Raw genomic sequence first — 23,549 nt, forward strand, 5'->3', positions numbered from 1 at the left:
TGCACCCCGAGCCCCACGACAGAGCGATCGGCCCGGAGCGTGGACGACATGGTCTGCGCCAGGCCTCGCAGGAGGACCAGAATCACGACAAAGGACAGGAATGCTCGAACTCCGGCCGTACGCCGGATTTCCGCCGCCCGGGCTTGAGACAACAGCGCCTTGGTTCGGCCACCGGGAGCCGATGACCCGTCCAAGGGGCCGCCTCCTGTCGTCGAGACGTGAATCACGTGGTCAGGGTTGGCTCAGTGTGTCAGCCGCAAGCCTTTGGCGCAGGTTGCGGCACCGGCACCCTTCGGCGAGGCGCATCCGGACCGCGGGGCTAGAGTCTGTCCCGATGACGGACCTGAGGACTGGCAACACCGTGCCGGCTACGACTGGCTCCGCCGCACTGCGCGTCGCCGTCGTGGGGCCGACCCACCCGCACAAGGGCGGCGTGGCGGCCCACACGACGATGTTGGCCCACCATCTGACCGAGGCCGGCCACGACGTCAGCCTCGTGTCGTGGGCCCACCTCTACCCGTCGAAGCTGCATCACGCGGACGCGACCGTGCCCGAAGGGGTGCCGGAGGTTCCCCCGTACCCCCGCACCGTCAGGGCGCTGAGCTGGGCCAGACCGGACACCTGGGTGCGGACCGGGCGGCGCCTCCGCGATGTCGACGCGCTCATCGTCATCCACGTCATGCCCCAGGTCGTGCCCGCGCACCTGGCCCTCCTGCGTGCGGCAGACGCCCTGCCGGGACAGCCGGGCCGGTCAGCAGCCCGGCCCCAGTCCGTCGTGGTCTGCCACAACGTCCTGCCCCACGAGTCTAGACCCGGGGACGTGGCGCTGATGCGCATGCTCCTGACCCGCGTCGACGCCACCCTGGTCCACAGCGCGGAGCAGGGCCGGCTCGCCCACGAGCTCGGTGCCCGTCGGGTCTCCGTCGCTGACCTGCCTCCGCACCTGCCGGGCGGCGAGCCGATCCTGCGTGGGCCCCGCACCGGTCCGACGAGGCTGCTCGCGCTGGGACTCATCCGTGAGTACAAGGGGATCGACGTCCTCCTGCGGGCCATGCGCGAGGTCCCGGACGTCACCCTGACCATCGCCGGCGAGGTGTGGCCTTCCGAGCGGGAGGTCATCGAGCGGCTCGTTACCGATCCCCGACTCGCGGGGAGGGTCGAGGTGCGCGACGGATACGTGCCGGCCGACGAGCTCGCCGCCCTCCTGGCCGACCACGACATCCTGACCCTGCCCTACCGGTCCGCCTCCGCGTCGCAGAACGTCATCCTCGGGCACGCCCACGGCCTGCCCGTGCTGGCGTCCGACATCGCGCCGTTCTCCGCACAGGTCGAGGACGGCGTCAACGGCCTCCTGGTGCCGCCGGAGGACGAGCGCGCCCTGGCAGGCGCGCTGCGCCGGCTGGGGGACCCGCAGGTGCGAGCTCGGCTCGCCGAGGGTGTGCAGACCCCTGACCTGTCGGGGCCCTGGGCGCACTACCTCGGCACGCTCGAGGCGCTCGCCGCTGCCGACCCCGAGGACGAGGGCGACCCGGCGACGGACGCCTCGGCCTCGAGGGCAATGGACGGCCCGACCTCGGGCACCCTCGTCGACGCGGTACGCCGGCTGCGATCCCAGCTGCGCAGCCGTCGGCCGCTCCTGGAGATACGCCAGGCGGACCTGCCCGACTGGGTGCTGCCGACCGACGTCCTCGGCGAGCCGGCCGAGGCGGACGACGCGCGCCGGCTGGCCCGGGCCATCGGCCTGCCGATCTCGCTGGACAAGGTCTCGACGTGGGCCGCACTCGGTGCCCTCGCGGCGATCCTCCGGGTCCGCGACGACGGGCGACGCAGCGCGATCATCGTCGACGAGACCGGGACGCGGTCGGTCCTTTCGCGGTGGGCCAGGGCGCTGGGGTTTGCCCCGGTCGAGATCGACTTCACCGGGTCACACCCCAGCGTCGCGGCCCTCGACGTCGACACCGGGTCGCTCGACGTCATCGTCCGGATCCACCCCCGCGGCTGCGACGCCGACGATGTCGACCACGTCCTGGAGCAGGCCTCGTGGGCGCTGCGTTCGGGCGGCCTGCTCATCATCACGATCCCCATCGGGCCGCGTTCTGCACACGGGGCGCTGGGGCCGGCAGACGTGCGGGGCGTCCTCGCCCGGGCCCACGCCCTCGGCTTCGTGCTCGTCGGCGACATCGATGGCGACGTCAACGCCCGGATGCGCGAAGCCGGCGCGCGAGCGCGAGCCGACTCAGCGGCATACGGCCTCGTCCGACTCACCTTCAGGAGGCGCTGAGTGAGCCGTGCTCGCCTGCTTACCGTAATCCGTGCCGTCGTCGCCATCGTGACGCTGGCGGCTGTGGTGTACGCGGTCGTGCGGAACTGGGCGGATGTGTCCGTGCATCTGCGGCAGGTCTCGTGGGCGACGTTCGCGTGGTCGACCCTCGCCGCGGGCGTCGGCACGTGGCTGACCATGCTCGGCTGGCGCACCATTCTGCGGGACCTGGGCTCCAACCTCCACCTGGCCCCCGCCACCGGCGTCTACTTCGTCGGGCAGCTGGGCAAGTACCTGCCCGGGTCGCTCTGGTCGGTCATCGTCCAGGCCGACATCGCGGCCCACCTCAAGGTGCCGCGGCGCCGCACCGCCGTCACCGGACTGCTGGCCCTCGGCTTCGCACTCCTCACCGGAGTGCTGGTCGGGCTGCCGGCGGCGCCGTTCCTGCTGCGGCGCTCGTCCGAGGGCACCGCCTGGTGGCTGCTGCTCGCCGTACCCATCGCCGTCGTGCTGCTCGTGCCGCGACTGCTCAACCGGGCCATCGCCACCATGCTGCGACTGCTGCGACGCGAACCTCTGGAGCACGAGCTGTCGGCACCGGCCGTGCTGAAGGCGGTGGCCATCTTCATCGTCGTGTGGCTCTGCTTCGGGGTCCACACGCTGTTGCTGGCCCAAGCGGTGGCGGGGGACGAGCCGCACCCCGACCTGGCGCTGGCCGCCCTGACTGGCTATGCCCTGTCGGTATCGCTCGGGATGCTCATCATCATCCTGCCCGCGGGGCTGGGTGCTCGAGAGGGACTGCTGACGCTCATCCTCTCCGCGGCCATTCCCACCTCGGCCGCCGCGGCCGTGGCCATCCTGTCGCGCTTCATCGTCACGGCGGTCGACGTCCTCGCCGCCCTCGTCGGCTGGCTCTACGCCCGCTCGCACCATCTCGTCAGCGAGCGCCGGGCCAGCCTCGCCGACGTGACCAGCTCGACCGATTAGCTGGCCCCCGGGTGATTTGAACCCTGGTTCGAGGTAGCAGGTCGCTCTGGAGGGCGAGTCACAACCTCGAACCGCGGTTCGATCAGGAGCGCTCGAGGACGAAGACCGGGATGACGCGGTCGGTCTTGCCCTGGTACTCCGCGTAGGGCGGATAGGCGGCGACGCAGCGGGGCCACCACTCGGCGCGCTCGTCCGGGTCGAGCTCCCGGGCTCGGACGCGGAACGTCGCGGTGCCGTCCTGCAGGTGGACCTCGGGATGGGCACGCAGGTTGTGGTACCACTGCGGGTGCTCGGGGCTGCCACCTCGGCTGGCCACCGCTGCATAGACACCGTCGTGCTCCACCCGCATGACCGGGACCTTGCGGGTCGCCCCCGTCTTCGCACCGCGCATCGTCAGCAGCACGACCGGCCGACCCATGATGTCGACGGAGTCCGTGGTCCCGGTCTGCTCGATCTTCTCGACCTGTCGACGGACCCAGCCCGTGGGGCTGGGGGCGTAGTCTCCCGTCACGGTCAGGCCGCTCCCGGCTCTGGCGCCGACGACCACGGGTAGGCCTTGACGAAGTCCTCGACGACGGTGACGTTGAGGCCACCGCAGAACTGGCGCTTGCCCATCTGCTCACCGATCTGGCCGGTCTGCAGGTTGACGTCGGCGGACCAGTGGGTCAGCGCGTACTTCTTGCCCTCCGGGAACGCGCCGCGTGAGGCGTCCCACGGCGTGATGAGGAACTTGTTCCCTGCTTCCTTCATCGCGTTGACGCGCTCGGCCAGCGCGGCGAACTGCGAGGCCTGACTCTTCTCCAGCGAGGCGTCGTACCAGAGGATCGTGTAGCCGTGCTCGAGGTTGTGCACGAGCGACTCGACCGCAGGCGCGTCGGCGACGGTGTAGACGCGCCGGTCCGACAGGGCCGGCTGGGCGAAGTGTTGGCCGCTCGAGGGCGGGGCCGTCGCGTAGTCGATCCGGGTCTTGTCGGGAGCCGACGTGCCGGGGCCGACGTGGTCTGACGAACCCGTGGCGGGATCGTCGATGACCGGGTCGCACGCCGCTGCTGCGACGTCGCCGGTCATGCCCTCGAGCGCCGCGTCCTTCTTGTTCTGCTCTCCGATGATCGCCCACGCCACCGCGCCGCCAATGATGGCGAGGACGACCACGACGGCCCCCATGACGAGCAGCAACCGCCGACGCTCCGACCGCTTCGCCTGAGCCTGCATGGCGGCGACGCGTTCACGTCGGTCTCGGGTCGTCTCGCGGGCCATCGTTCCTCGTTCCGGTGGTTACTGGTCGGGCAGTCGTCGCTGTCTAACGCCATCGGGCGGGTAAAGGTTTCAACGAACTGGGTCGAGTGTAGGCGAGACTGTTGCCTGTGTCCGAAGCGTCCCAGCCGCAGGTGCGCTCTTGGCGCGTCGACCGCGAGATCCTGCTCCGGGCGCAGCTGTCGGACTTCAACCGCGGCGCGGGGGACCCGACCTCCCGCTGGGGAGCCGACGGGTCCTTCACGCGGGCCGCGCACACGCCCGAGGGACCGGCCACCGTTCATCTCGTATGCCGCTCAGCTGAGTCCGTGGTCGACTGCACGGCGTGGGGGGCTGGGGCAGCGTGGCTGCTCGAGTCGGTGCCGAGCCTCCTCGGGGAGGGTGACGACCCGTCGGGGTTCGAGCCGCAACACCCGGTCATCGCGGCTGCTTGGCATCGCTTCTCCCACTGGAGGGTGCCCCGGTCCGGTCTCGTCATGGACGCGCTGGCGCCGGCCGTCATCGAGCAGCGGGTGACCGGTCAGGAGGCCTTCGCGGGGTATCGCAGGCTCGTCCGGCGGTTCGGCGAACCGGCACCAGGCCCGTTCGGCGCGAAGCTGTTTCTGCCGCCGCGGCCCGCGGACTGGGCGAGGATCCCCTCGTGGGAGTGGCTCCGGGCCTCCGTCGACCCGGCGCGCTCCGGCGCACTCGTCCGTGCCGCCAAGGTCGCGGGACGGCTGGACCAGTGCGCGGGTCTGACACTGCCCCAAGCTCATGCGCGGTTGCGCGCTGTCCCGGGGATCGGCATCTGGACGGCGGCCGAGGTCGCCCAGCGAGCGCTGGGCGACGCTGACGCCGTGAGCTTCGGCGACTTCCACGTTGCCAAGGACATCGGTTGGGCGCTCATCGGTCGTCCGGTCGACGACGCGGGTCTCGCCGAGCTGCTCGAGCCCTACGCCGGGCATCGCTTCAGGGTGCAGCACCTGCTGGCCCTGGCCGGACACCGCAGGGCCCGCCGCGGGCCGCGGATGGCCCCCCGCACGCACTTGCCGATGGGCACTCACTGAGCTGAGTGGCCGGTGGGCTTGCCCGCGTGCCAAGCGCGCGCTATCCCGCGCGTCGGGCACACAGGGCGTCGTCTGTCGGGGACGAGTCAGCCACCTGGACCGGGACGGTGAGGCCGTCGAGCACGAGAACACCGCGCCCCGGGAGCCGCTCCCTCACCGGCTCCACGCGCACACCGAGGAGGTCGCCGTCGGTCGGAGAGGTCGGCGTGAGGACGAGGCCGGTGCCGTGCCGGGCCAGCTCCGGGACGATGCCGCGGTAGAGGCTCGTGGCGCGTCGGGTGTCGACCGTCGCGGCACACCAGCCGTCCGAGCCGTCGAGGTCTCGGAGGACGCCGAGGACGGCCGGTTCTGCCGCGGTGCCGTCGAGTCCCTCGGCGTCGTCGACCAAGACGGACAGGTGTGGGTGGGTGGCTCGCAGCTCGTGCAGCCGCCGGCCGTCCGTTGCCGGGACGAGGTGGAGCTGCTCCATGCCGCTCAGCCAGCTCAGCGGCGTGCGCCGGGTCGTGATCACCGCCGTTGGGTGCCCGGCGATGGCCAGCTGTCTCGCCAGCGTCGCCAGCGCAGTGGTGCGTCCGCTGCGGGGACCGCCGACGATCACCACTCTTCCGCCGTGTTGGTCGGCGCGGAAGCCGAGCGCACTGGCATCGTCGCCCCCAAGCCCGATGCTGACCTGATCGAGGGTGGGTGGGGGCAGCTGGTCCCAGCTCACCGTGCGCGGAAGTGGGGCGACGCGCCAGGGCAGCCGTGCCGGATCGGCAGCCGCCGCGTTGAGCTGCGTGGCGATGCGCCCTGCCGTGTCCGCCTGGCTCTCGCTCGTCGGGTCCGGCCCGACGTAGGCGAGCTGGACGTGGTGGCCCGTCGCCACGTCGATGGCCCGCCCGGCGCCGCGATGTCCGTGCGCCTGGGCGGGGGAGAGCCCGGCCAGAGTGAGGTCGAGCGGGTCGGGCATCGGCAGGACGAGGCGCTGCTGCACGTGGCCGGCCAGTCGGCCCGAGATGGCGGAGCGACCTCCTGTGACGACGATTCGGAACCCGGACGAGAGGCCGTCGCGAGCCAGCCGGAGCAGCGCCTCGGTCGGGGCTCCGTGGTCGATGTCCTCGAAGGCGGCCTCGACAGCCTCCCACCCGTCGACAAGAAGGATGACGTGTCGGCCCGCACGGGGTGCGGTGTCCTGGTTACTGGCCCGCTGATTCGCCAGGCTGATCATTGGGTGATCGCCAGCGTCCTGACTCGCCGCGCGTGCCACGTCCTCGGTGAGGCGCGACACGACGCGTGCGGCGACGGCCGGGTCGGCGGTGCTCGTGACCGACCCGACGTGTGGGAGCGCCGCAAGGTCCCGCAGTGCACCTGGGGTGCCCTCGATGACGTGGAGGTGGAGGTTCGCGGCGGACCACCGCTCGGCCAGGCCCACGGCAAGAGTGCGCAGCAGCGTCGACCGTCCGGTCCGAGCTCCTCCGGCCACGGCGAGGTTGCCGTCGGTGAGGGGATGCCACGTGAAGGCAGCCTGGGACGGGGCCTCCGGTCGGTCGACGAGACCGAGCGCGACGGCTCCGGGCACACCGGCGGCCGGGAGGTCGTCTCGCCGGAGCAGCTCGGGCAGGGCCGGGAGCCACGGGGACGGTGGAGCGGTGACGCGGAGGATCTGGGCAGCCTCCCGGGCTGCGTGCACCACCGACTCCAGCTCGGTGCGACCGCGGTTCGGTGCCGATGCGTGGAGGGCCGGCAAGGCGTGGCCGAGATCGGCCCACGTCAGGTGCAGCACGTGGACGGACGACGGCGCCGCTGAGTTCTCGGGGCGCGGCACCGTGCCTGCGTAGGCCGTCTGGACCTCGACCAGGCGGCCGCCGCCCGTACGCACCCACGCGCGTCCCGGGGTCCGGTCGCTGATCTGCGCCGCGTCGGGGACCTCGATGACGTCGTCGCTGTCTGACCGGTCCCGAACCCGCAGCGCAATGCGCAGCGAGATGTTGGCTCGCATGTCCCCGGTGATGATCCCGGCCGGCCTCTGGGTGGCGAGGACGAGGTGCAGACCGAGGGAGCGACCCACGGCCGCGATGCGCACGAGACCCTCGACGAAGTCGGGCAGCTCGTCCGCGAGCAGCTTGAACTCGTCAACGACCAGGACAAGCCTGGCGATCGGTGTCAGGGCCGGGTCGGCCTCTCGGCGGCGGCGGTAGTCGTCGAGGTCCTTCGCGCCGGCCGAGGCCAGCAGCGCCTCGCGCCTCTTGAGCTCGGCACCAAGCGACACGAGAGCCCGCTCGGTGAGGTGCTCGTCAAGGTCGGTGACCACACCCAAGGTGTGTGGCAGGCGTGCGCACTCCTGGAACGCCGACCCGCCCTTGTAGTCAACGAGGACGAACGTGAGCTCATCGGGACCCGCTCGCATCGCCAGCCCGCTGACGAGCGTCTGGAGCAGCTCGGACTTGCCGGAGCCCGTGGTGCCCCCGACGAGGCAGTGCGGTCCGTCCTGGGCGACATCGAGCAGGTAGGCACCGTCAGTGGCGGCTCCGAGCACGGCGACTGGTCGCCCGGTGGACGTCGACCAGCACGCGACGAGCTCCTCCGCCACGGTCGGGTCCAGGCCGGTGAGCAGGTTGGCCTCGCGCAATCCGATCGATGCCGGTGGCGAGACGACGTCGTCCTCCGGCGTCGCGTCGTCGAGGGGCGCCAGAGAGCGGGACACCGACTCGAACCACGCCTTCTGGGGCAGGTCCGGGGTGATTCCGGCGATCGTGCGGTCGGCGAGCTGAAGCGTCGCTCGTGGTGCGCGCCCGTCGTCGAGCACGAGCTGCGCGCGACACTCCTGGGGCAGGCGCTCCGCGGCGTCGTCGATCCCGATGACGTGCACTCCGATGCCGTGTGGGGCTCCGAGGAGCGACCGGACGTCGGCTCGGCGTCGAAGCTCAGCGCTGCCGTCGAGCACCACCACGAAACGGGGGAGGGGAGGGGCAGCCGGGCCACCAGCGGGTGGTCGCCCCGTTCGTGCGCTGACGACCGCTTCCAGCTCCGTGAGGCGGGCTGCAACCGCCGCCTCATCCTGGGTCGAGGCCACCGTTGCCAAGGGCCCGAGGTCTCCGCCGAGCGCGTGTGGCAGCCGGCTGGCCCAGCCCCAGTCCGACCCGGCGGTGGGAGAGGTGGAGATCACGACCAGGCGGGTCGTGCGCGGCGAGTGCCAGATCGCGGTCTGGGCGATGAGAGCGCTTGCGGCGCACAGGGATCGAGGCCGAGGCCCCGCGATGCCGATGACGACCTCCGTCTCCAGTTCGAGGACGGCAGGGACTCCACGAAGGGTTGGCGGTCCGTCCTCGCCGTCTGGCCCCTCGACCCTCGTTTCAGCCGGCTGCACGGCCGTGCCGACTCGCAGCGCCAGATGATCGGGGTCTCCCGGACGCCGCTCCCAGACCCGGGCGTCGCGTTGGCCGGCCACGGACCCGGCGGTGGCAAGATCCGGCTGTTCGGCGTGACGGCGTCGACTCTCCGCCGCCAGCGCCTCGGCCAGTCGCGCCTCAGACCTATCCGTCTCGCGGGCGTGCTCAGCGAGCTGGGTGCGGTAGGACACGCGCCCGTGCCTCCGATCGCCCCACCACTGAGCCACGAGCAGCACAGGCGACATGAGCGCGAACAGGAGCATGACGGGAGATCGAAGGACCGCCGCGAGGCCGACAGAGACGACGAGGGGCGCGGCCGCCGCCACGACCGGGGCGCGGGCGCCCTCCGGGCGGGTGGGCGGCGGTGGGAACCGGATGGTCTCGACCTCCGGCGGGTGCACGAAGCGGGGCCGGCGGTTGATCCGGACGGTGCCGCCCGAGCACTCGGCGGCAGCGGGTGTCGTCTCCGGGCGCCGCAGCACCAGCGTCGTCGATGCGATGCTGATCCGGCTTCCGGTGGTGAGCGGACTCCCTTCGGCGGCAACGGGATGGTCATCCACCCTGCTCGGATTGGTGGGATCGAGATCGCGCCACCGGATGCCTGCGTCGTCGACCGTGATGAGGGCATGGGCGCGAGAGATCCCGAGGTCGTCGAGCCGGACGTCGCTCGAAGCCGCCCGCCCGAGCACGTGGTCCCCCCGCCGGACCTGGACGATCCGACCCGCTCCCGGGCCACCCACGATGTGCAGCTCGACGAGCGCTCCCGAGCCCAGCGGCATACGGCGTGGTGGCCTGTCGCGATGGTGGCTGGGAACGGCTCGAAGGAGCGCGCCTCTCAGGAGCCGTCCCTCGCCGACGACGTCGGCGTCCGAGATCTCGTGGCCGTCCACGATGAACACATCGCATGAGTCCGGCAGCAGGGCAACAAGCTTCGGCCGGATCTCCCCGAACGTGATGGACCCCTCGGCGTCGATGAGGATCTCCTGTTTCGCGGGCGCGAGCGGTGCCACCAGCCCCATTCGAATCCGCATGCACGCCTCCCGCCGATCGTCGCGAGGTACACCTTTGCGGACGAGTGCCCTCACGCGATCCGGTTGTCCACAGGGGTCGGTTCGCGCGCCGATACCGGCGTGTGAGCACCCCTAGGCTTTCGACGCGACGGATCAGACATTTGCGGGCAGGATGGTCGCCGGCGAGCCGAGTCAGGGGGTTCAGTGTCGACGCAGCAGGCGGTGCACCATGTCGAGGGCGAAGTCAGGGAGCTGATCCGCCGCAGTGGCCTCGACCCGTCCCAGGACCCGCGTGGCGTGCGGCGGCTCGTCCAGGACGCGGTCCAGGACTACGACGAGCGGTCACTCCATGGCGGCCTGCCGCAGCTGGGGGACATCCGGGCAGCGGTCCACTCGATCCTCGCGGTGGTCGCCGGCTACGGCCCCCTGCAGCAGTACTTCGACGACCCGACCGTCGAGGAGATCTGGATCAATGAGCCGAGCCGGGTGTTCGTCGCACGTGGCGGTGTCGCCGAGCTCACCCCGACGATCCTCACCTCCGACGAGGTGCGCGACCTCGTCGAACGGATGCTCAAGACCAGCGGCCGCCGCGTCGACCTCAGCTCACCCTTTGTCGATGCGACCCTGCCGGACGGCTCTCGGCTGCACGTCGTCATCCCGGACATCAGCCGGGCCCACTGGCAGGTCAACATCCGCAAGTTCGTCGTCAAGGCGGACCGGCTGGAGGACCTCGTGCGGTTGGGCACGTTGACGAAGCAGGCCGCCGATTTCCTTGCGGCAGCGGTGTCGAGCGGACTCAACATCCTCGTCGCGGGCGGCACCCAGGCCGGCAAGACGACGCTGCTCAACTGCCTCGCGGCAGCGATCCCTCCGCGGGAGCGAGTCGTCACCTGTGAGGAGGTCTTCGAGCTGAAGATCCCGCTCCGGGACGTCGCCTCCATGCAGTGCCGTCAGCCGAGCCTGGAGGGTACGGGAGAGGTGCCGTTGCGGCGACTCGTCAAGGAGGCGCTGCGCATGCGGCCCTCGCGCATCATCGTCGGTGAGGTCCGGCAGGAGGAGAGCCTCGACCTGCTCATTGCCTTGAACAGCGGGGTTCCCGGGATGTGCACTGTGCACGCCAACAGCGCGCGTGAGGCCGTGACGAAGATGTGCACCCTTCCGCTGCTCGCCGGGGAGAACGTCTCGAGTCGGTTCGTGGTCCCCACTGTGGCCTCGTCCGTCGACCTCGTCGTGCAGGTCGCTCTCGAACGCGATGGGCAGCGGCGAGTGCGAGAGATCGTGGGGGTGCCCGGTCGGGCCGAGGGTGATGTCATCGAGATCGCCGACCTCTTCGTCACACGTGACGGGAGGCTGCAGCGGGCCGATGGTTTCCCCCCGCACGCAGAGGCTTTCGAGCGGGCTGGGTACGACGTTGCCGCCCTCCTCTCGCAGCGGACGCCGTGATGTCGCCATCGGTCGTCGGACTCATCTTCGGCATAGGGGTCTTCTGCATCTACTGGTCGTTCTGGCCGAAGGAGGATGTCCGGCCGGAGACAGGGCAGCGGCGGCGTGCCGGCTTCGTGGCCGAGCTACGGGACCATCTGCACCAGGCCGGCTATGCCAGCGTGACGCCGACGAACGTCCTGGTCGGCTCCATGGTGCTGTTCGTCACTGCTTTCCTTGTCTTCCTGGTGGCCACCGCCGTGGTGCCGATAGCGATGTGCTTCGGCCTGATCGCCGCCGCGACCCCCATCTCGTTGATCCGGATGAGGGCCCGGAGGCGGCGGAGCAGACTTCGGGACCTGTGGCCGGATGCCGTCGACAACATCACCTCCGGCGTGCGGGCCGGCTTGGCCCTGCCGGAAGCCTTGGCGCAGTTGGCGGTCCGCGGGCCGGAGGAGCTTCGCCCGGCGTTTGCCGGGTTCGCAGAGGACTATCGCGCCACCGGGCGGTTCCACGAGTGCCTCGATCGTCTCAAGGACTCGATGAGCGATCCGGTGGCCGACCGACTCATCGAGTCACTGCGCATCGCTCGAGAGGTGGGCGGCAGCGATCTCGGCAAGCTCCTGCGAACGCTGTCGGCGTTTCTGCGCGAGGACGCCCGCACGCGTGCGGAACTCGAGACTCGGCAGAGCTGGACGGTGAATGCCGCCCGCCTCGCCGTCGCGGCACCGTGGATCGTCCTCGCGATGCTGGCGCTGCGGGGCGGCTCCCTGCAGGCCTACGCGGCGCCGGCCGGTTGGGTGGTGCTCGCCTTCGGCGCGGGACTGTGTGCCGTGGCCTACCGCGCCATGGTCTGGATCGGTCGGCTCCCGGAAGAGGAGCGCGTGCTGCGGTGAACGAGCCGGTGCAGCTCATCAGGGACCTGGTCGTGGGCGGGTGGTCGTGGCCAGGGGCCGCTGCGGGCGTCATCCTGCTCGCGGGGCTGGCGCTGATCGTGGCCGGGCTCCCTGTCTCCCGTCGCCCTGGCCTGGACGCGAGGCTCGCCCCCTACCTTCGGGACGCGCCACCACCGTCACGCCTGCTCGGATCCGGCTCGGCGATGCCCCGGGTCCTCGGGCTCGGCGAGCTCCTCGCGCCGTACCTGCGGCGCCTCGGAGACGGCATGGAACGGGTCCTCGGCGGCGCCGCGTCAGTGGCCCGTCGCCAGCTGCGCGCCGGGCGTCCGGCGGACGTGGAGCAGTTCCGGGCGGAGCAGGTCATCTGGGCGACCGCCGGAGGGATCCTCGGCCTCGTCGGCGGGGGTCTGGTCGGGCTGTCCAAGCGCCATCTGTCGGTCCCGGTCCTGGTCATGTTGGCCCTGATCGGGTTCGCACTGGGAGCGATCCTGCGTGACTACGCCCTGAGTCACACGGCACGTCGGCGCGAGCAGCGGATGCTGAGCGAGTTTCCCACGGTCGCAGAGTTGCTCGCTCTGGCAGTGAGCGCCGGTGAGGGGGCGACCGGAGCACTCGAGCGGGTCTGCCGGTTGTCCAACGGGGAGCTCGCCGACGAGCTGCGGCGGTGCCTGGCCGACGCTCGTGCCGGTGCGAACCTGCCGACCGCCCTCCAGGGTCTCGCGGACCGGACCGGCCTGCCCAGCCTGAGCAGGTTCGTCGACGGAATCGTCATCGCCGTTGAGCGAGGTACGCCTCTGGCTGAGGTCCTGCGCGCGCAGGCTCAGGACGTGCGCGAGGACGGCCGACGCGTCCTCATGGAGCAGGGTGGCAAACGCGAGATCCTCATGATGGTGCCCGTCGTCTTCCTCATCTTGCCCGTCACGGTGCTTTTCGCCATCTACCCGGGCCTGAGCTTCCTTCGCTTCGAGCTGTGAACCAGGCCAACCACGCAGGTGTATTCATCACGACAGAACGAGGAGAACCCACGATGCGGACCGGGAACATGACGACGACGCGGCTCGCCCGTTGGGCAGCGAGCCGGCTGGCACGGGCTCTACGCGGGCCGTCCGATCGGGGCGACGTGCCCGGCTGGGTGCTCATCACGCTGATGACCGCCGGACTCGTGACCTTGCTCTGGGCCGTTGCAGGCGACCAGCTCGAGAGGCTGTTCACCGATGCCATCGGCAGCGTGAGCGGGCCGGGTGGCCGCTGACGCATGGCCGTCCGTGGTCCGCTGTCCGACCGCGACCGGCAGGGGTCGGAGGAGGGGTCGGAGGACGGGTCGGCGATTGCCGAGTTCGTCATGGTGGCAGCCCTCTTGCTCTTCGTCGTGCTCGCGGTCCTGCAGATTGCCATCGCGCTCTACGTCCGCAACACCCTGATCGCCTCGGCGTCTGAGGGAGCCCGATTCGGAGCACGTGCAGATGCCGCCCCCGGCGACGGTGTGGCCCGGACAGCGGCTCTCATCTCCTCCGCCTTGAACCCGTCGTTCGCAACGGACATCTCGGCCCAGAGGACAACGACCCCAGACGGCGTCAGGGTCGTCGTGGTCACTGTCGTCGCGCCACTGCCGCTCGTCGGGCCGATTGGCCCGGGGGACGGGTTCACCGTGCAGGGGAGGGCATTCAGCGAGGAGCAGGTGTCCGCAGCCAGCAGCTCGAGCCCGCCGTGAGCCGGCCCAGGCCGCCGCAGACCGCGCGGGAGGAGGGGCGCGCCATCGTCGAGTTCGTGTTCCTGGGCATCCTCCTGCTCCTGCCGCTGACGTACCTGGTCCTCACCCTCGCGCGCATCCAGGGAGCGGCCTTCGCGGCCTCGCTCGCCGGTCGAGAGGCAGGCCGAGCCTTCGTCACGAGCGACGAGGACGAACGCGCGCATGCTCGCGCCATCGCTGCGGCGACCATCGCATTCGAGGACTTCGACTTCGACCGTGACGCGGCGTTGTCCGTCAGCTGCGATGGCTCGCCCTGCCTGCGTCCAGGAGGTGTCGTCACCACGACCGCGGTCATCGACGTGCAGCTACCCCTCATTCCCGACTTCCTCGCCGGGAGCCTTCCCGGCTCGGTCACCATCTCGTCGACACACGTCGCGAGCGTCGACACCTATGTGGCGCGATGAGAGGCCCGCTGCCGCCGCTGCGCCGGAGACCTGAGGACGGCCAGATCGCGGTCCTCATCCTCGGCCTCTTCGTCATCGTTCTCGTCTTCATCCTCGGTGCGATCGACGTGACCGCAGCCCAGCTGGCGCGGATGCGTCTCCTCGACACGGCCGACGCCATCGCCCTCGACGCGGCCGACGCGCTCGACGTGGGAGCCGTCTACGAAGGCGGCGTCCAGGGGCCACTCGTTCTCACCCACGGCTCTGTCCGGGAGGCCGCGACCACGCACCTCTCGCGGACGCCCAGACCCACCGGAATCAGCAGCTGGACACTGCAGCCCCCTACCGGCACGCCGGACGGGACCACCGCCGAGGTGACGCTGAGCGGCCGGGCCACCCTGCCAATGACCGGCTGGATCCTCGAGTCGCTGGGCGGTGGCGTCACCATCACCGTCACCTCGCGGGCCCGAGCGCCGCTCCGATGACCGCGTCGTGGGGGACCGATCCGGCTCGTCGCCCGGCCGCGCTCCTTACGCTGGGCACATGTCCCGGAGCGCATCCCCGCACCCGGGCTTCTCCGCGTCCTTCCCGGCCCTGCGCAGTCTGTTCGCCATCCGCCCGTTCCGAAAGCTGTTCATCGCCGGCTCTCTCTCCAGCTTCGGTGACTGGCTGGCCCTGCTCGCCACCACCGCCCTCGCCGCGGAGCTGGCCAAGGGCGGAGTGGGCCAGTACCTGGCCGTCTCAGGCGTGTTCATCCTGCGCATCGCCCCCGCGATCATCCTCGGCCCGCTCGCCGGCGTCGTCGCCGACCGCCTGGACCGACGCAAGACGATGGTCGTGGGGGACCTGCTCCGTTTCGTCCTCTTCGTGTCCATCCCGCTCGTCGGCCAGCTGTGGTGGATGTACCTGGCGATCGTCCTCATCGAGTGCGTCTCGCTCTTCTGGAACCCGGCCAAGGACGCGACGGTGCCAAACCTCGTGCCGCCCAAGCGGCTCGAGCTGGCCAACCAGCTCAACCTCATCGGCAGCTACGGCACCGCGCCTCTCGCCGCCCTCGTCTTCTCGGGCCTCTCCCTCGTGGGCCAGCCGCTCCACGACCTCATCCCCGGGATCGACGCGGAGGGCATCTACGTCGCCATCTACGCCAACGCCGCGACGTTCCTCGTGAGCGCGTCGATCGTCTGGAGCCTGAGGTTCCCGCCTCAGGTGGCGCAGGAGGAGCTCAAGGGCGAGTCGGTCGTGCGGAGCATCGCCGACGGGCTGCTCATCCTCAAGGAGCGGCCCTTCGTCCGCGGACTCATCGCGGGCATGCTCGGCGCCTTCGCCGGGGGAGGGCTCGTCATCGGCCTCGCCACCCGCTTCGTCGGCGACATGGGGGCCGGCGCCCCCGGTTACGGGCTGCTCTTCGTCAGCGTCTTCAGCGGCATGGCGCTCGGTCTCACCCTCGGTCCCCGAGTGCTCCGGGGCTTCTCCCGCGCAAGGCTTTTCGGCGCGGCCCTCACCGGTGCCGGCATCGTGCTCCTCGTGCTTGCCGTGGTGCCGACGTTCCTGCTGTCCCTGCCGCTCGCGCTCCTCCTCGGCGCCTTCGTCGGCGTCGGCTGGGTCGTCGGCTACACCCTCATCGGACTCACCGTCGAGGACGAGATCCGCGGGCGCACGTTCGCCCTGGTCCAGTCACTCGACGGTGTCGTCCTCGTCGTCGTGCTCGCGGTCGCACCGCTCGTCGCCGCGATGTTCGACACGCTGCTCGGCCTCCCGGTCACCGTCAACCTCGGTGTCCTGGAGCTGACCTACACCGGCGCCATGGTCACCTACCTGCTCGCAGGCCTGGCGATGATCGCGTCCGGCGTCTGGGCCTGGCGCAGCATGAACGACAGGCCCGGCCTCTCGGTCCTCGCCGAGCTACGTGAGGTCCGCCGCCGCAGAACGGGCTAGTTGGACGGCTGCGGCACCGAGCAGCCGATCTCCGGGTCGAGGCCGAGGTAGTTGAGGGGACCCGCGATGATCGTCAGGGCGGCGCTCCCGACCCGGCTGCAGCTCGGCTGGGCCGAGCCGAAGTAGCCCCGCTGGAACGCGGCGGCCACTCCGATGAGGAGCCAGACGACGAGCACGATGGTGGCGAGACTGGTACGAGACCTGGTGCGGACGGCCATGGTCACCTTTCGTGGAGAGTCGGGCATCACCCGGGTTGGCGATGCCGGCCAGGGCGGCTCTCGAAGGTGCTTGCCGCCCAAGCGTGCCCACCCCTTACCCAGAAAGCGGCTCGCAATCGCACCAGACCTTCCAGCCCGTATGCCGCTGGGCCCGGTCCCTCGTGCACCGACCCCAGGTCTCCGGTTGCGTCATTGACCGGACGCGGCTGACCCGCGCTGTCATGCTCGGACTCGTGCGGATGCTCTTCTGCTCCACGGCTGCGACCGGCCACTTCAGCCCGCTGGTCCCGGTCGCGCGCAGTTGCGCCGAGGCGGGTCACGAGGTCCGGGTCGCCGCGCCGGCCTCGTTCGAGAGCCACGTGAGGCGGGCCGGTCTCGACCACGCTCCCTTCGAGGACATCCCGGCGGAGGTGGCCGGGCCCATCTGGGCCAGCCTGCCCACCCTGACGATGGAGGAGGCGAACCGCCGCGTCGTCCGGGAGATCTTCGCAGGGCACGCCGCCCGGCACGCGATCCCCGGGCTGCGAGCGACGATCGACGAGTGGCGCCCGGACCTCGTCGTCCGGGAGCCGGCCGAGCTCGGCTCGCTCGTCGCGGCCGAGGGAGCGAACGTCCCGCACGTCGAGGTGCTGGCCGGCCTCGCCGAGGTCACGGCCCTGCTCATGGCAGAGCTCGACGAGCCGCTCGCTGCACTCGACGCCGAAGCCGGGATGGCGGAGGGCACGCTGTACCAGGCGGCCACGACCTCGCCCTGCTGCACGAGCGTCCCCGCGAGCCTCGATGGGACGACAGGCCACACCGGACGCCCGGTCTGGCGCTATCGCGCCGACTCCGGCCGTCCCACCGGCTCGCTCCCAGAGGCATGGGGCGACCCGGACCACCCGCTGGTCTACGCCACCTTCGGCACCGTGGCCGGCGCCTTCGACACGTTCACCCACGTGTTCGGGGGAACCCTCGAGGCGCTGGCCGGTGAGCCGATCCGAGTGCTCCTGACGACCGGTCACTCCCTCGACCCGGAGTCGCTCCGACCCTGGCCGCCCAACGCGCACGTCCGTCAGTGGTGGCCGCAGGAGCAGGTCATGCCGCTCGCCTCGGCGATGGTCGGTCACGGCGGCTTCGGCACGACGATGGCGGCCCTGCAGGCCGGCGTCCCGCAGGTCATCGTCCCGCTCTTCGCCTTCGACCAATGGGTCAACGCGAGACGCGTCCAGGGCATCGGCGCCGGACGGATGCTCGAGGGCGGCCCTGCAGCGACGTCCGAGCTCCCGGCCGCGGTAGCCGAGGTCACCCGCGACCCCGCGTTCCGGCAGCGGGCCGAGACGATCGCGGCAGACTTCACGGCCCTGCCGGACGTCGCCACGCTCGTGCCGCTGTTGACGGACCACGCGCGCTCGGCAGCGTGAACGGGGAACGAGCCCAGCGGCATACGACAGCCTTTCTCTCGGCACGTGCGGGACGGATGACGGGACGAGGCGCCGCGGTCCCTGCGTGGGCACCCGGCTCGACCGGGTTTGCTCCCGTCATCGCTCCCGGGCGGCAGGCCCCCTCGGTCCACTGCCGTAGGCTGTTGCATCGTGGCTGTTGACTTCACCCAAGAGATCAAGGAACTGCGCGCGACGATGGACTCGGTGCGCGGCGTCACCGACCTCGACGCCCTCGGCGCACGGATCGCCGAGCTGGAGCAGCAGGCAGCCGCCCCCAACCTGTGGGACGACCCCGACACGGCGCAGCAGGTCACGTCGGCGCTGTCCCGCGCCAACTCCGAGCGCGACCGCGTGCTCGCCATGGACGGCCGCATCGAGGACCTCGAGACGCTCGTCGAGATGGCCACGGAGGAGTCCGACCAGGACACCATGGACGAGGCCGAGCGCGAGCTGGCCGCCCTGAGGAAGGACGTCGGCGAGCTCGAGGTGCGTACCCTCCTGTCGGGGGAGTACGACGAGCGCGAGGCCGTCGTGACGATCCGCTCCGGGGCCGGCGGCGTGGATGCGGCCGACTTCGCCGAGATGCTCATGCGGATGTACCTGCGCTGGGCCGAGCGCCACGGGTACCCGACCAAGGTGATGGACACGAGCTACGCCGAGGAGGCCGGCCTCAAGTCGGCCACCTTCGAGGTCAACGCCCCGTTCGCCTACGGACACCTGGCCGTTGAGGGCGGCACCCACCGCCTCGTGCGGATCAGCCCGTTCGACAACCAGGGTCGGCGCCAGACGAGCTTCGCAGCGGTCGAGGTCATCCCGCTCATCGAGAGCACCGACCACATCGAGATCCCTGAGAATGAGATCAAGGTCGACGTCTTCCGGTCGTCGGGGCCGGGTGGCCAGAGCGTCAACACGACCGACTCCGCCGTCCGGATGACGCACCTGCCGACCGGCATCGTCGTGTCGATGCAGAACGAGAAGTCCCAGATCCAGAACCGCGCCGCAGCCCTCCGGGTCCTCCAGTCCCGCCTGCTCCTGCAGCGCAAGGCGGAGGAGGCCGCGGCGAAGAAGGAGCTCGCCGGCGACGTCAAGGCGAGCTGGGGCGACCAGATGCGGTCCTACGTCCTCAACCCCTACCAGATGGTCAAGGACCTGCGGACCGAGTACGAGACCGGCAATCCGGCCGCGGTCTTCGACGGCGACATCGACGGGTTCCTCGAGGCCGGCATCCGCTGGCAGATCGGGCAGAAGAAGGCCGCCACCGTCTGAGCCGTCTGGGCCGTCTGGGCCGCAAGGAAGTTCCTCGTCGGCGGCGACAACGAAACCGCCGTCTCTGTGCGTCTTGGGATCACACGTCCTGCGGCGCCGAAGCAGCAGCGGACACGTCGCAGGGTGTGCATCGCCATCCACACCTGAGGGGGAACTCCCATGCACGTGCTCACTCGCTCCATCACCGCGCTCACCACGCTGACCGCCGCCGCGTCGCTCGCCGTCGCCGCCGCGCCCGCCTCCGCGGCAGCCTCCGCGCGAACGCCGGCAATCGCACCGACGGTGTCGGTCAACGCCAACGGCGTCACCTGCACCAACGTGGTGCAGATCGGCACGAAGAAGGTCGTCGCCGACCGCGGCATGAACGCCTTCACCGTCCGCCAGTTCAAGGGGTACTGCCGGGACGCCAAGGGGTCCGCCTGGATGAACTTCGCCTCGGTCTACGTCTGGCAGCAGTACCACGTGCGCGGCTTCGCCTACCGGGCGTACGCCGGAATCGTGGTCCGAGGTGACTTCGAGCCGCGCGGCTTCAAAGCCGGTGCCAACCGCCAGCGGCTGACCTACTCCACGCCGGTCCGCACCATCAACGACTGCACCCGGGGCTGGGGCAAGCTGTTTCGGCTGGGCGACGAGTCGCGCCAAGGCATGACGTCCGAGCGGTGCTGACCCGGCGCGCCACGCCCGAATCGTCGGTAACACCGGATTCGCCGCTTCGGCCCGTAGCCTCGAAGACGGCGACAGAACATGCCGTATGCCGCTGAGCGCGGTCCCAGCCCACCGCTGGCTCCGCGCCCGGCGCCAGTGCCGCCATTGCCCAGACGAGCGAGCCAGGGGAGCCGATGATCCTCTTCGAGCAGGTGACGAAGACCTATCCGCGGACGCAGCGGCCGGCCCTCGACGACGTGTCGCTCGAGATCCCCCGCGGCGAGTTCGCTTTCGTCGTCGGAGCCTCAGGCTCGGGCAAGTCGACGCTGCTCCAGCTCGTCATGAAGGAGCAGGATGCGACCTCGGGTCGCATTCTCGTTGCCGGCCGCGACCTGGCCCGGCTGCCGGACCGGAAGGTGCCGGCCCTGCGCCGCGAGATCGGCTTCGTCTTCCAGGACTTCCGCCTGCTGCCCAACAAGACGGTCCACCAGAACGTCGCCTATGCCCTTCAGGTCCTTGGTGCGTCACGGTCGCGGATCCGCCAGGTCGTGCCGGAGACGCTCGAGCTCGTCGGCCTCGCGGAGATGGGGAAGCGCCTGCCCCACCAGCTCTCCGGCGGCGAGCAGCAGCGGGTCGCCATCGCCCGCGCCTTCGTCAACCGCCCGCCGATCCTGCTCGCCGACGAGCCCACTGGCAACCTCGACCCGGACACGAGCCTCGAGATCGTCAAGCTGCTCGAGCGGATCAACCGCACCGGCACGACGGTCGTCATGGCGACCCACGACACGGCCACGGTCAACGCGATGCGCAAGCGCGTCATCCGTCTCGACGAGGGCGCCCTCGTGGCCGACGTCGAGACGGGCGACTACACGACCGGGTCGATCCCGCGGGTCGAGCTCGGGCCGGCGCATCCGGACGACCTGCCAGACCCGCTCCAGGAGGAGGCGCTCCACGCCGTCGAGGCCTACGAGGAGGAGGGCGAGCTGCCGCCCATCGGCCGTGACGCCGACGAGCCGCGCGAGCGCTTCTCGGTCTTCCGCCGCCACCAGCCAGAGCGCTCGAGCGCCCGCTGACGGGGCAGGGGCGATGCGACTCCAGTTCCTGCTCGGTGAGACCGGCAACGGTCTGCGCCGCAACCTCTCGATGGCGGTCTCCGTCGTCATCGTCACGATGATCTCCATGTACCTGCTGGGGCTCGGCCTGATGGGACAGCGCCAGGTCGACACGATGAAGGACTACTGGTACGACCGGGTCCAGGTGACGGTGCTGCTCTGCGCGGAGAAGACCCGCTACACCAACTGCGCCGGGCAGCCGACGTCCGACGAGCAGCGGGCGACGATCAAGGGGGAGCTCGAGGCGCTGCGCCCGACCGTGAGCGAGATCTTCTACGAGTCGCGGGACGAGGCGTTCGGCAGGTTCAAGGAGACGTACCAGAACTCGCCCCTCGCCCGAGCGGGGGAGTCGTACTTCGCCGACTCCTACCGGGTGAACCTGTCCGACCCCGGGAAGTTCGACATCGTCGCGAGCTCCCTCAAGGGCATGCCCGGCGTCGCCGACGTGCAGGACCAGAAGAAGCTGCTCGAGAAGTTCTTCACCTTCATGAACACCGTCTCGTGGTCGGCCATCGCCCTGTCATCGCTCATGGTCCTCGCGGCGGTCATGCTCATCTCGACGACGATCCGGCAGGCCGCCTTCAGTCGGCGTCGCGAGACCGGAATCATGCGGCTCGTCGGAGCGTCCAACCTCACCATCCGCTTTCCGTTCGTCATGGAGACGGTCCTCGCGAGCGTCGTCGGGGCGGGCCTGGCCATGTTCATGCTCTGGGCCACCGTCAAGTACGGCGTGGTCGGATTCCTCAGCGCCACCCTCACCGACACGGCCTTCATCGGCGTGGCGGACGTCCTGTCCGTCGCGCCCGCCATCGTGGTCGGCGTCGTGGTGCTCGCCACGGTCACGTCCTGGGTGACGCTGCGGCGCTACCTCCGGGTCTGAGGCACCGCCCCGCGAGGACAAATCCGGCGCTGCACCTCCCCCTGCGGTGATGCATGTGGTACCAATGTTTCATATGTGGCTAGTGAGACCATCGAGCACGCCGTCTCGAAGGGCCCGGTGGACCGCCCTCGGGGTGGCAGTGGCGTGCACGCTGTCGCTGGCCGGGGGAGTCGTTGCCCGTGCGGATGACGTGGCCGACCAGAAGCGCAAAGCGGACCAGCGCATCGCCGCCCTGAGCCAGCAGCTCGAGGGCACCGGCGCCGCACTGGCCAAGGCGTACGTCAACCTCGAGAAGACCCGCGCGGCCATCCCCGTCGCACAGCAGCGGCTCGCCCAGTCCCAGGCCGCGCTCGCGCAGGCACAGCAGGCTCAGGCGCAGGCCGAGGCGACCGAGGCCCGCGCCATCGCCGCCGAAGCGCAGGCCCGCGCCCACAACGAGGATGTCGCGCAGAAGCTCGCCGTCGCCCAGGCCAACGAGGCACGCGCTGCCGACAAGCTCCAGAAGACCGGCACGGAGCTCGCCTCGTCGCAGGACGCGCTCGATGCCTACGCCGCCGAGGTCTTCCAGGGCGGAGCCGTGACGGAGTCGCAGCTCGGCATGGTCTTCGGCTCGACCTCCCCCCAGGACTTCGCCAACCGGCTCGTCATGGCAGACACGGCCAGCGCCGTCGCGAGCGACACCATCGACAAGCTCGCGGCCATGACCGCCGACAGCACCGCGACCAAGGCCTATCTGACCTCCGTCCGCGCCGAGGTCGCCGAGCTCAAGCGGCAGGCCGAGGCGGCGCTGCGCGCGGCCGAGGCGGCCAGTGCGGCGGCGACGACGGCGCGCGAGCAGGCGGTTGTCGCGAAGAACAACGCGGTGACCGCGACGAGCAACGCTGCCGCCGCCAGGGCCGACCTCGACTCGCTCAACACCAGGCAGACCGCCTATGCAGCGGACCTCAAGGTCCAGCGCGCGGACGAGCGGGCGCAGCTGGCCGCCGCGGAGCGCGAAGCCGCACGTCTCAAGGCGATCCTCGTGGAGCGGGCGCGCCAGGCCCGGCTCGCCGAGCAGAGGCGACTGGCGAAGCTCAAGGCTGAGCGGGCGGCGAAGATCCGGGCCGAGCGCGCCAAGGCTGCCGCGGCAGCGCGCAACGGAAAGACCTATACGCCGAGGATCCCGGCGCCCGTACAGAGCGAGCCGACACCCTCCAACTACCTGTCCTACCCGGCCCGCGGCCGGACGACCTCTGGCTTCGGCATGCGCTGGCACCCCGTGCTCCAGAAGTGGATGCTCCACGACGGCCTGGACTGGGGGATCGGATGTGGGACCCCGGTCCGGGCAGCCGCGCCCGGGACCGTGATTCGTGCCGGATGGCGCGAGAGCGGCTGGGGCAACCAGATCCTCATCGACCACGGCATCCATCGCGGCGTGGACCTCGTCACGAGCTACAACCACCTGTCGAGCATCGTTGCGTGGGGCGGCACGGTGCAGCGCGGCCAGCTCATCGGCTACAGCGGCACCACCGGCTACTCGACCGGGTGCCACCTGCACTTCGGCGTCTACGAGGACGGCACTCCGGTCAACCCGCGCAACTGGCTCTGAGGACAGGCCCGGGAACCGGCTCTGAGAACTCGCTCTGGGCCGCGACCTCCGTCGGGGTAGCGTGGGGTCGCCGCCGGACGGAAGCCAGCCCAGCGGCATACGACC

General features: G+C 70.7%; 21 protein-coding genes. 17 read left to right on the forward strand and 4 right to left on the reverse strand.

Features of this window, described 5'->3' with window-relative positions; genetic code table 11:
• The first annotated feature begins 334 nt into the window (after positions 1-334).
• A complete protein-coding gene (locus ABF401_RS00960; RefSeq protein ID WP_353507658.1) occupies positions 335-2,281 on the forward strand; it encodes a glycosyltransferase family 4 protein in 1,947 nt (648 codons plus the stop codon).
• Positions 2,282-3,247, forward strand: coding sequence for a lysylphosphatidylglycerol synthase domain-containing protein (locus tag ABF401_RS00965; protein ID WP_353507659.1), 966 nt, complete (start codon positions 2,282-2,284; stop codon positions 3,245-3,247).
• Between the two features lie 82 nt (positions 3,248-3,329).
• On the opposite strand, the gene ABF401_RS00970 is transcribed toward ABF401_RS00965, so the two are convergent.
• Complete coding sequence (locus ABF401_RS00970) at positions 3,330-3,764, reverse strand: nitroreductase family deazaflavin-dependent oxidoreductase (protein WP_353507722.1); 435 nt, start codon at positions 3,762-3,764, stop codon at positions 3,330-3,332.
• Positions 3,761-4,504 carry a DUF3105 domain-containing protein gene (locus tag ABF401_RS00975; protein WP_353507660.1) on the reverse strand — a complete coding sequence of 248 codons (744 nt, stop codon included), beginning with the start codon at positions 4,502-4,504 and terminating at the stop codon, positions 3,761-3,763. Before ABF401_RS00975 ends, ABF401_RS00970 begins: the two co-directional genes overlap by 4 nt.
• A 107-nt stretch (positions 4,505-4,611) precedes the next feature.
• On the opposite strand from ABF401_RS00975, the gene ABF401_RS00980 reads away from it, so the two are divergent.
• On the forward strand, positions 4,612-5,547 hold the full coding sequence (locus tag ABF401_RS00980; RefSeq protein ID WP_353507661.1) for a DNA-3-methyladenine glycosylase family protein: 936 nt from the start codon (positions 4,612-4,614) through the stop codon (positions 5,545-5,547).
• Between the two features lie 40 nt (positions 5,548-5,587).
• On the opposite strand, the gene ABF401_RS00985 is transcribed toward ABF401_RS00980, so the two are convergent.
• A complete protein-coding gene (locus ABF401_RS00985; protein ID WP_353507662.1) occupies positions 5,588-9,946 on the reverse strand; it encodes an FtsK/SpoIIIE domain-containing protein in 4,359 nt (1,452 codons plus the stop codon).
• Between the two features lie 183 nt (positions 9,947-10,129).
• Between ABF401_RS00985 and ABF401_RS00990 the strand changes: the two genes are divergently transcribed.
• The 8 genes from ABF401_RS00990 to ABF401_RS01025 are packed head-to-tail and all read left to right on the forward strand — an operon-like array spanning position 10,130 to position 16,311.
• Complete coding sequence (locus tag ABF401_RS00990; protein ID WP_353507663.1) at positions 10,130-11,368, forward strand: TadA family conjugal transfer-associated ATPase; 1,239 nt, start codon at positions 10,130-10,132, stop codon at positions 11,366-11,368.
• Positions 11,368-12,243 carry a type II secretion system F family protein gene (locus ABF401_RS00995; RefSeq protein ID WP_353507664.1) on the forward strand — a complete coding sequence of 292 codons (876 nt, stop codon included), beginning with the start codon at positions 11,368-11,370 and terminating at the stop codon, positions 12,241-12,243. Before ABF401_RS00990 ends, ABF401_RS00995 begins: the two co-directional genes overlap by 1 nt.
• Positions 12,240-13,217, forward strand: a complete 978-nt coding sequence (locus ABF401_RS01000) for a type II secretion system F family protein (RefSeq protein ID WP_353507665.1) — start codon at positions 12,240-12,242, stop codon at positions 13,215-13,217. The genes ABF401_RS00995 and ABF401_RS01000 overlap by 4 nt, the downstream gene beginning before the upstream one ends.
• 53 nt (positions 13,218-13,270) lie before the next feature.
• Complete coding sequence (locus ABF401_RS01005) at positions 13,271-13,495, forward strand: hypothetical protein (RefSeq protein ID WP_353507666.1); 225 nt, start codon at positions 13,271-13,273, stop codon at positions 13,493-13,495.
• Positions 13,496-13,498: 3 nt separating this feature from the next.
• Positions 13,499-13,954, forward strand: a complete 456-nt coding sequence (locus tag ABF401_RS01010; RefSeq protein ID WP_353507667.1) for a TadE/TadG family type IV pilus assembly protein — start codon at positions 13,499-13,501, stop codon at positions 13,952-13,954.
• Positions 13,951-14,397 (forward strand): pilus assembly protein, encoded by a 447-nt coding sequence (locus ABF401_RS01015; protein WP_353507668.1) that lies wholly within the window; start codon positions 13,951-13,953, stop codon positions 14,395-14,397. Before ABF401_RS01010 ends, ABF401_RS01015 begins: the two co-directional genes overlap by 4 nt.
• On the forward strand, positions 14,394-14,861 hold the full coding sequence (locus ABF401_RS01020) for a pilus assembly protein TadG-related protein (RefSeq protein WP_353507669.1): 468 nt from the start codon (positions 14,394-14,396) through the stop codon (positions 14,859-14,861). The genes ABF401_RS01015 and ABF401_RS01020 overlap by 4 nt, the downstream gene beginning before the upstream one ends.
• 58 nt (positions 14,862-14,919) lie before the next feature.
• A complete protein-coding gene (locus tag ABF401_RS01025) occupies positions 14,920-16,311 on the forward strand; it encodes an MFS transporter (protein ID WP_353507670.1) in 1,392 nt (463 codons plus the stop codon).
• Here ABF401_RS01025 and ABF401_RS01030 read toward each other — a convergent pair.
• Positions 16,308-16,529 (reverse strand): hypothetical protein, encoded by a 222-nt coding sequence (locus ABF401_RS01030; protein WP_353507671.1) that lies wholly within the window; start codon positions 16,527-16,529, stop codon positions 16,308-16,310. The genes ABF401_RS01025 and ABF401_RS01030 overlap by 4 nt on opposite strands.
• A gap of 83 nt (positions 16,530-16,612) precedes the next feature.
• On the opposite strand from ABF401_RS01030, the gene ABF401_RS01035 reads away from it, so the two are divergent.
• The 6 genes from ABF401_RS01035 (at position 16,613) to ABF401_RS01060 (ending at position 23,444) form a co-directional block, all read left to right on the forward strand.
• Complete coding sequence (locus tag ABF401_RS01035; RefSeq protein WP_353507672.1) at positions 16,613-17,932, forward strand: glycosyltransferase; 1,320 nt, start codon at positions 16,613-16,615, stop codon at positions 17,930-17,932.
• Between the two features lie 171 nt (positions 17,933-18,103).
• Complete coding sequence (gene prfB, locus ABF401_RS01040; protein WP_353507673.1) at positions 18,104-19,219, forward strand: peptide chain release factor 2; 1,116 nt, start codon at positions 18,104-18,106, stop codon at positions 19,217-19,219.
• Positions 19,220-19,378: 159 nt separating this feature from the next.
• Entirely contained in the window at positions 19,379-19,885 is a 507-nt protein-coding gene (locus ABF401_RS01045) for a hypothetical protein (RefSeq protein WP_353507674.1), read from the forward strand.
• 173 nt (positions 19,886-20,058) lie between these two features.
• Positions 20,059-20,937, forward strand: a complete 879-nt coding sequence (gene ftsE / locus ABF401_RS01050) for a cell division ATP-binding protein FtsE (RefSeq protein ID WP_353507675.1) — start codon at positions 20,059-20,061, stop codon at positions 20,935-20,937.
• A 13-nt stretch (positions 20,938-20,950) separates the two neighbouring features.
• Entirely contained in the window at positions 20,951-21,856 is a 906-nt protein-coding gene (gene ftsX, locus ABF401_RS01055; RefSeq protein ID WP_353507676.1) for a permease-like cell division protein FtsX, read from the forward strand.
• A gap of 133 nt (positions 21,857-21,989) precedes the next feature.
• Positions 21,990-23,444, forward strand: coding sequence for a peptidoglycan DD-metalloendopeptidase family protein (locus ABF401_RS01060; protein ID WP_353507677.1), 1,455 nt, complete (start codon positions 21,990-21,992; stop codon positions 23,442-23,444).
• Positions 23,445-23,549 lie beyond the last annotated feature (105 nt).

Source organism: Intrasporangium sp. (assembly GCF_040414665.1).
In the GTDB taxonomy this organism is placed as follows: Bacteria; Actinomycetota; Actinomycetes; order Actinomycetales; family Dermatophilaceae; genus Intrasporangium.

Bases quoted from the DNA above. Each gene is read 5' to 3' on its own strand.
- ABF401_RS00960 (WP_353507658.1), top strand. From the start codon at position 335: ATGACGGACCTGAGGACTGGCAACACCGTGCCGGCTACGACTGGCTCC.
- ABF401_RS00975 (WP_353507660.1), bottom strand. From the start codon at position 4,504: ATGGCCCGCGAGACGACCCGAGACCGACGTGAACGCGTCGCCGCCATG.
- ABF401_RS00985 (WP_353507662.1), bottom strand. From the start codon at position 9,946: ATGCGGATTCGAATGGGGCTGGTGGCACCGCTCGCGCCCGCGAAACAG.
- ABF401_RS00995 (WP_353507664.1), top strand. From the start codon at position 11,368: ATGTCGCCATCGGTCGTCGGACTCATCTTCGGCATAGGGGTCTTCTGC.
- ABF401_RS01005 (WP_353507666.1), top strand. From the start codon at position 13,271: ATGCGGACCGGGAACATGACGACGACGCGGCTCGCCCGTTGGGCAGCG.
- ABF401_RS01010 (WP_353507667.1), top strand. From the start codon at position 13,499: ATGGCCGTCCGTGGTCCGCTGTCCGACCGCGACCGGCAGGGGTCGGAG.
- ABF401_RS01020 (WP_353507669.1), top strand. From the start codon at position 14,394: ATGAGAGGCCCGCTGCCGCCGCTGCGCCGGAGACCTGAGGACGGCCAG.
- ABF401_RS01025 (WP_353507670.1), top strand. From the start codon at position 14,920: ATGTCCCGGAGCGCATCCCCGCACCCGGGCTTCTCCGCGTCCTTCCCG.
- ABF401_RS01030 (WP_353507671.1), bottom strand. From the start codon at position 16,529: ATGGCCGTCCGCACCAGGTCTCGTACCAGTCTCGCCACCATCGTGCTC.
- ABF401_RS01045 (WP_353507674.1), top strand. From the start codon at position 19,379: ATGCACGTGCTCACTCGCTCCATCACCGCGCTCACCACGCTGACCGCC.
- ftsE (WP_353507675.1), top strand. From the start codon at position 20,059: ATGATCCTCTTCGAGCAGGTGACGAAGACCTATCCGCGGACGCAGCGG.
- ftsX (WP_353507676.1), top strand. From the start codon at position 20,951: ATGCGACTCCAGTTCCTGCTCGGTGAGACCGGCAACGGTCTGCGCCGC.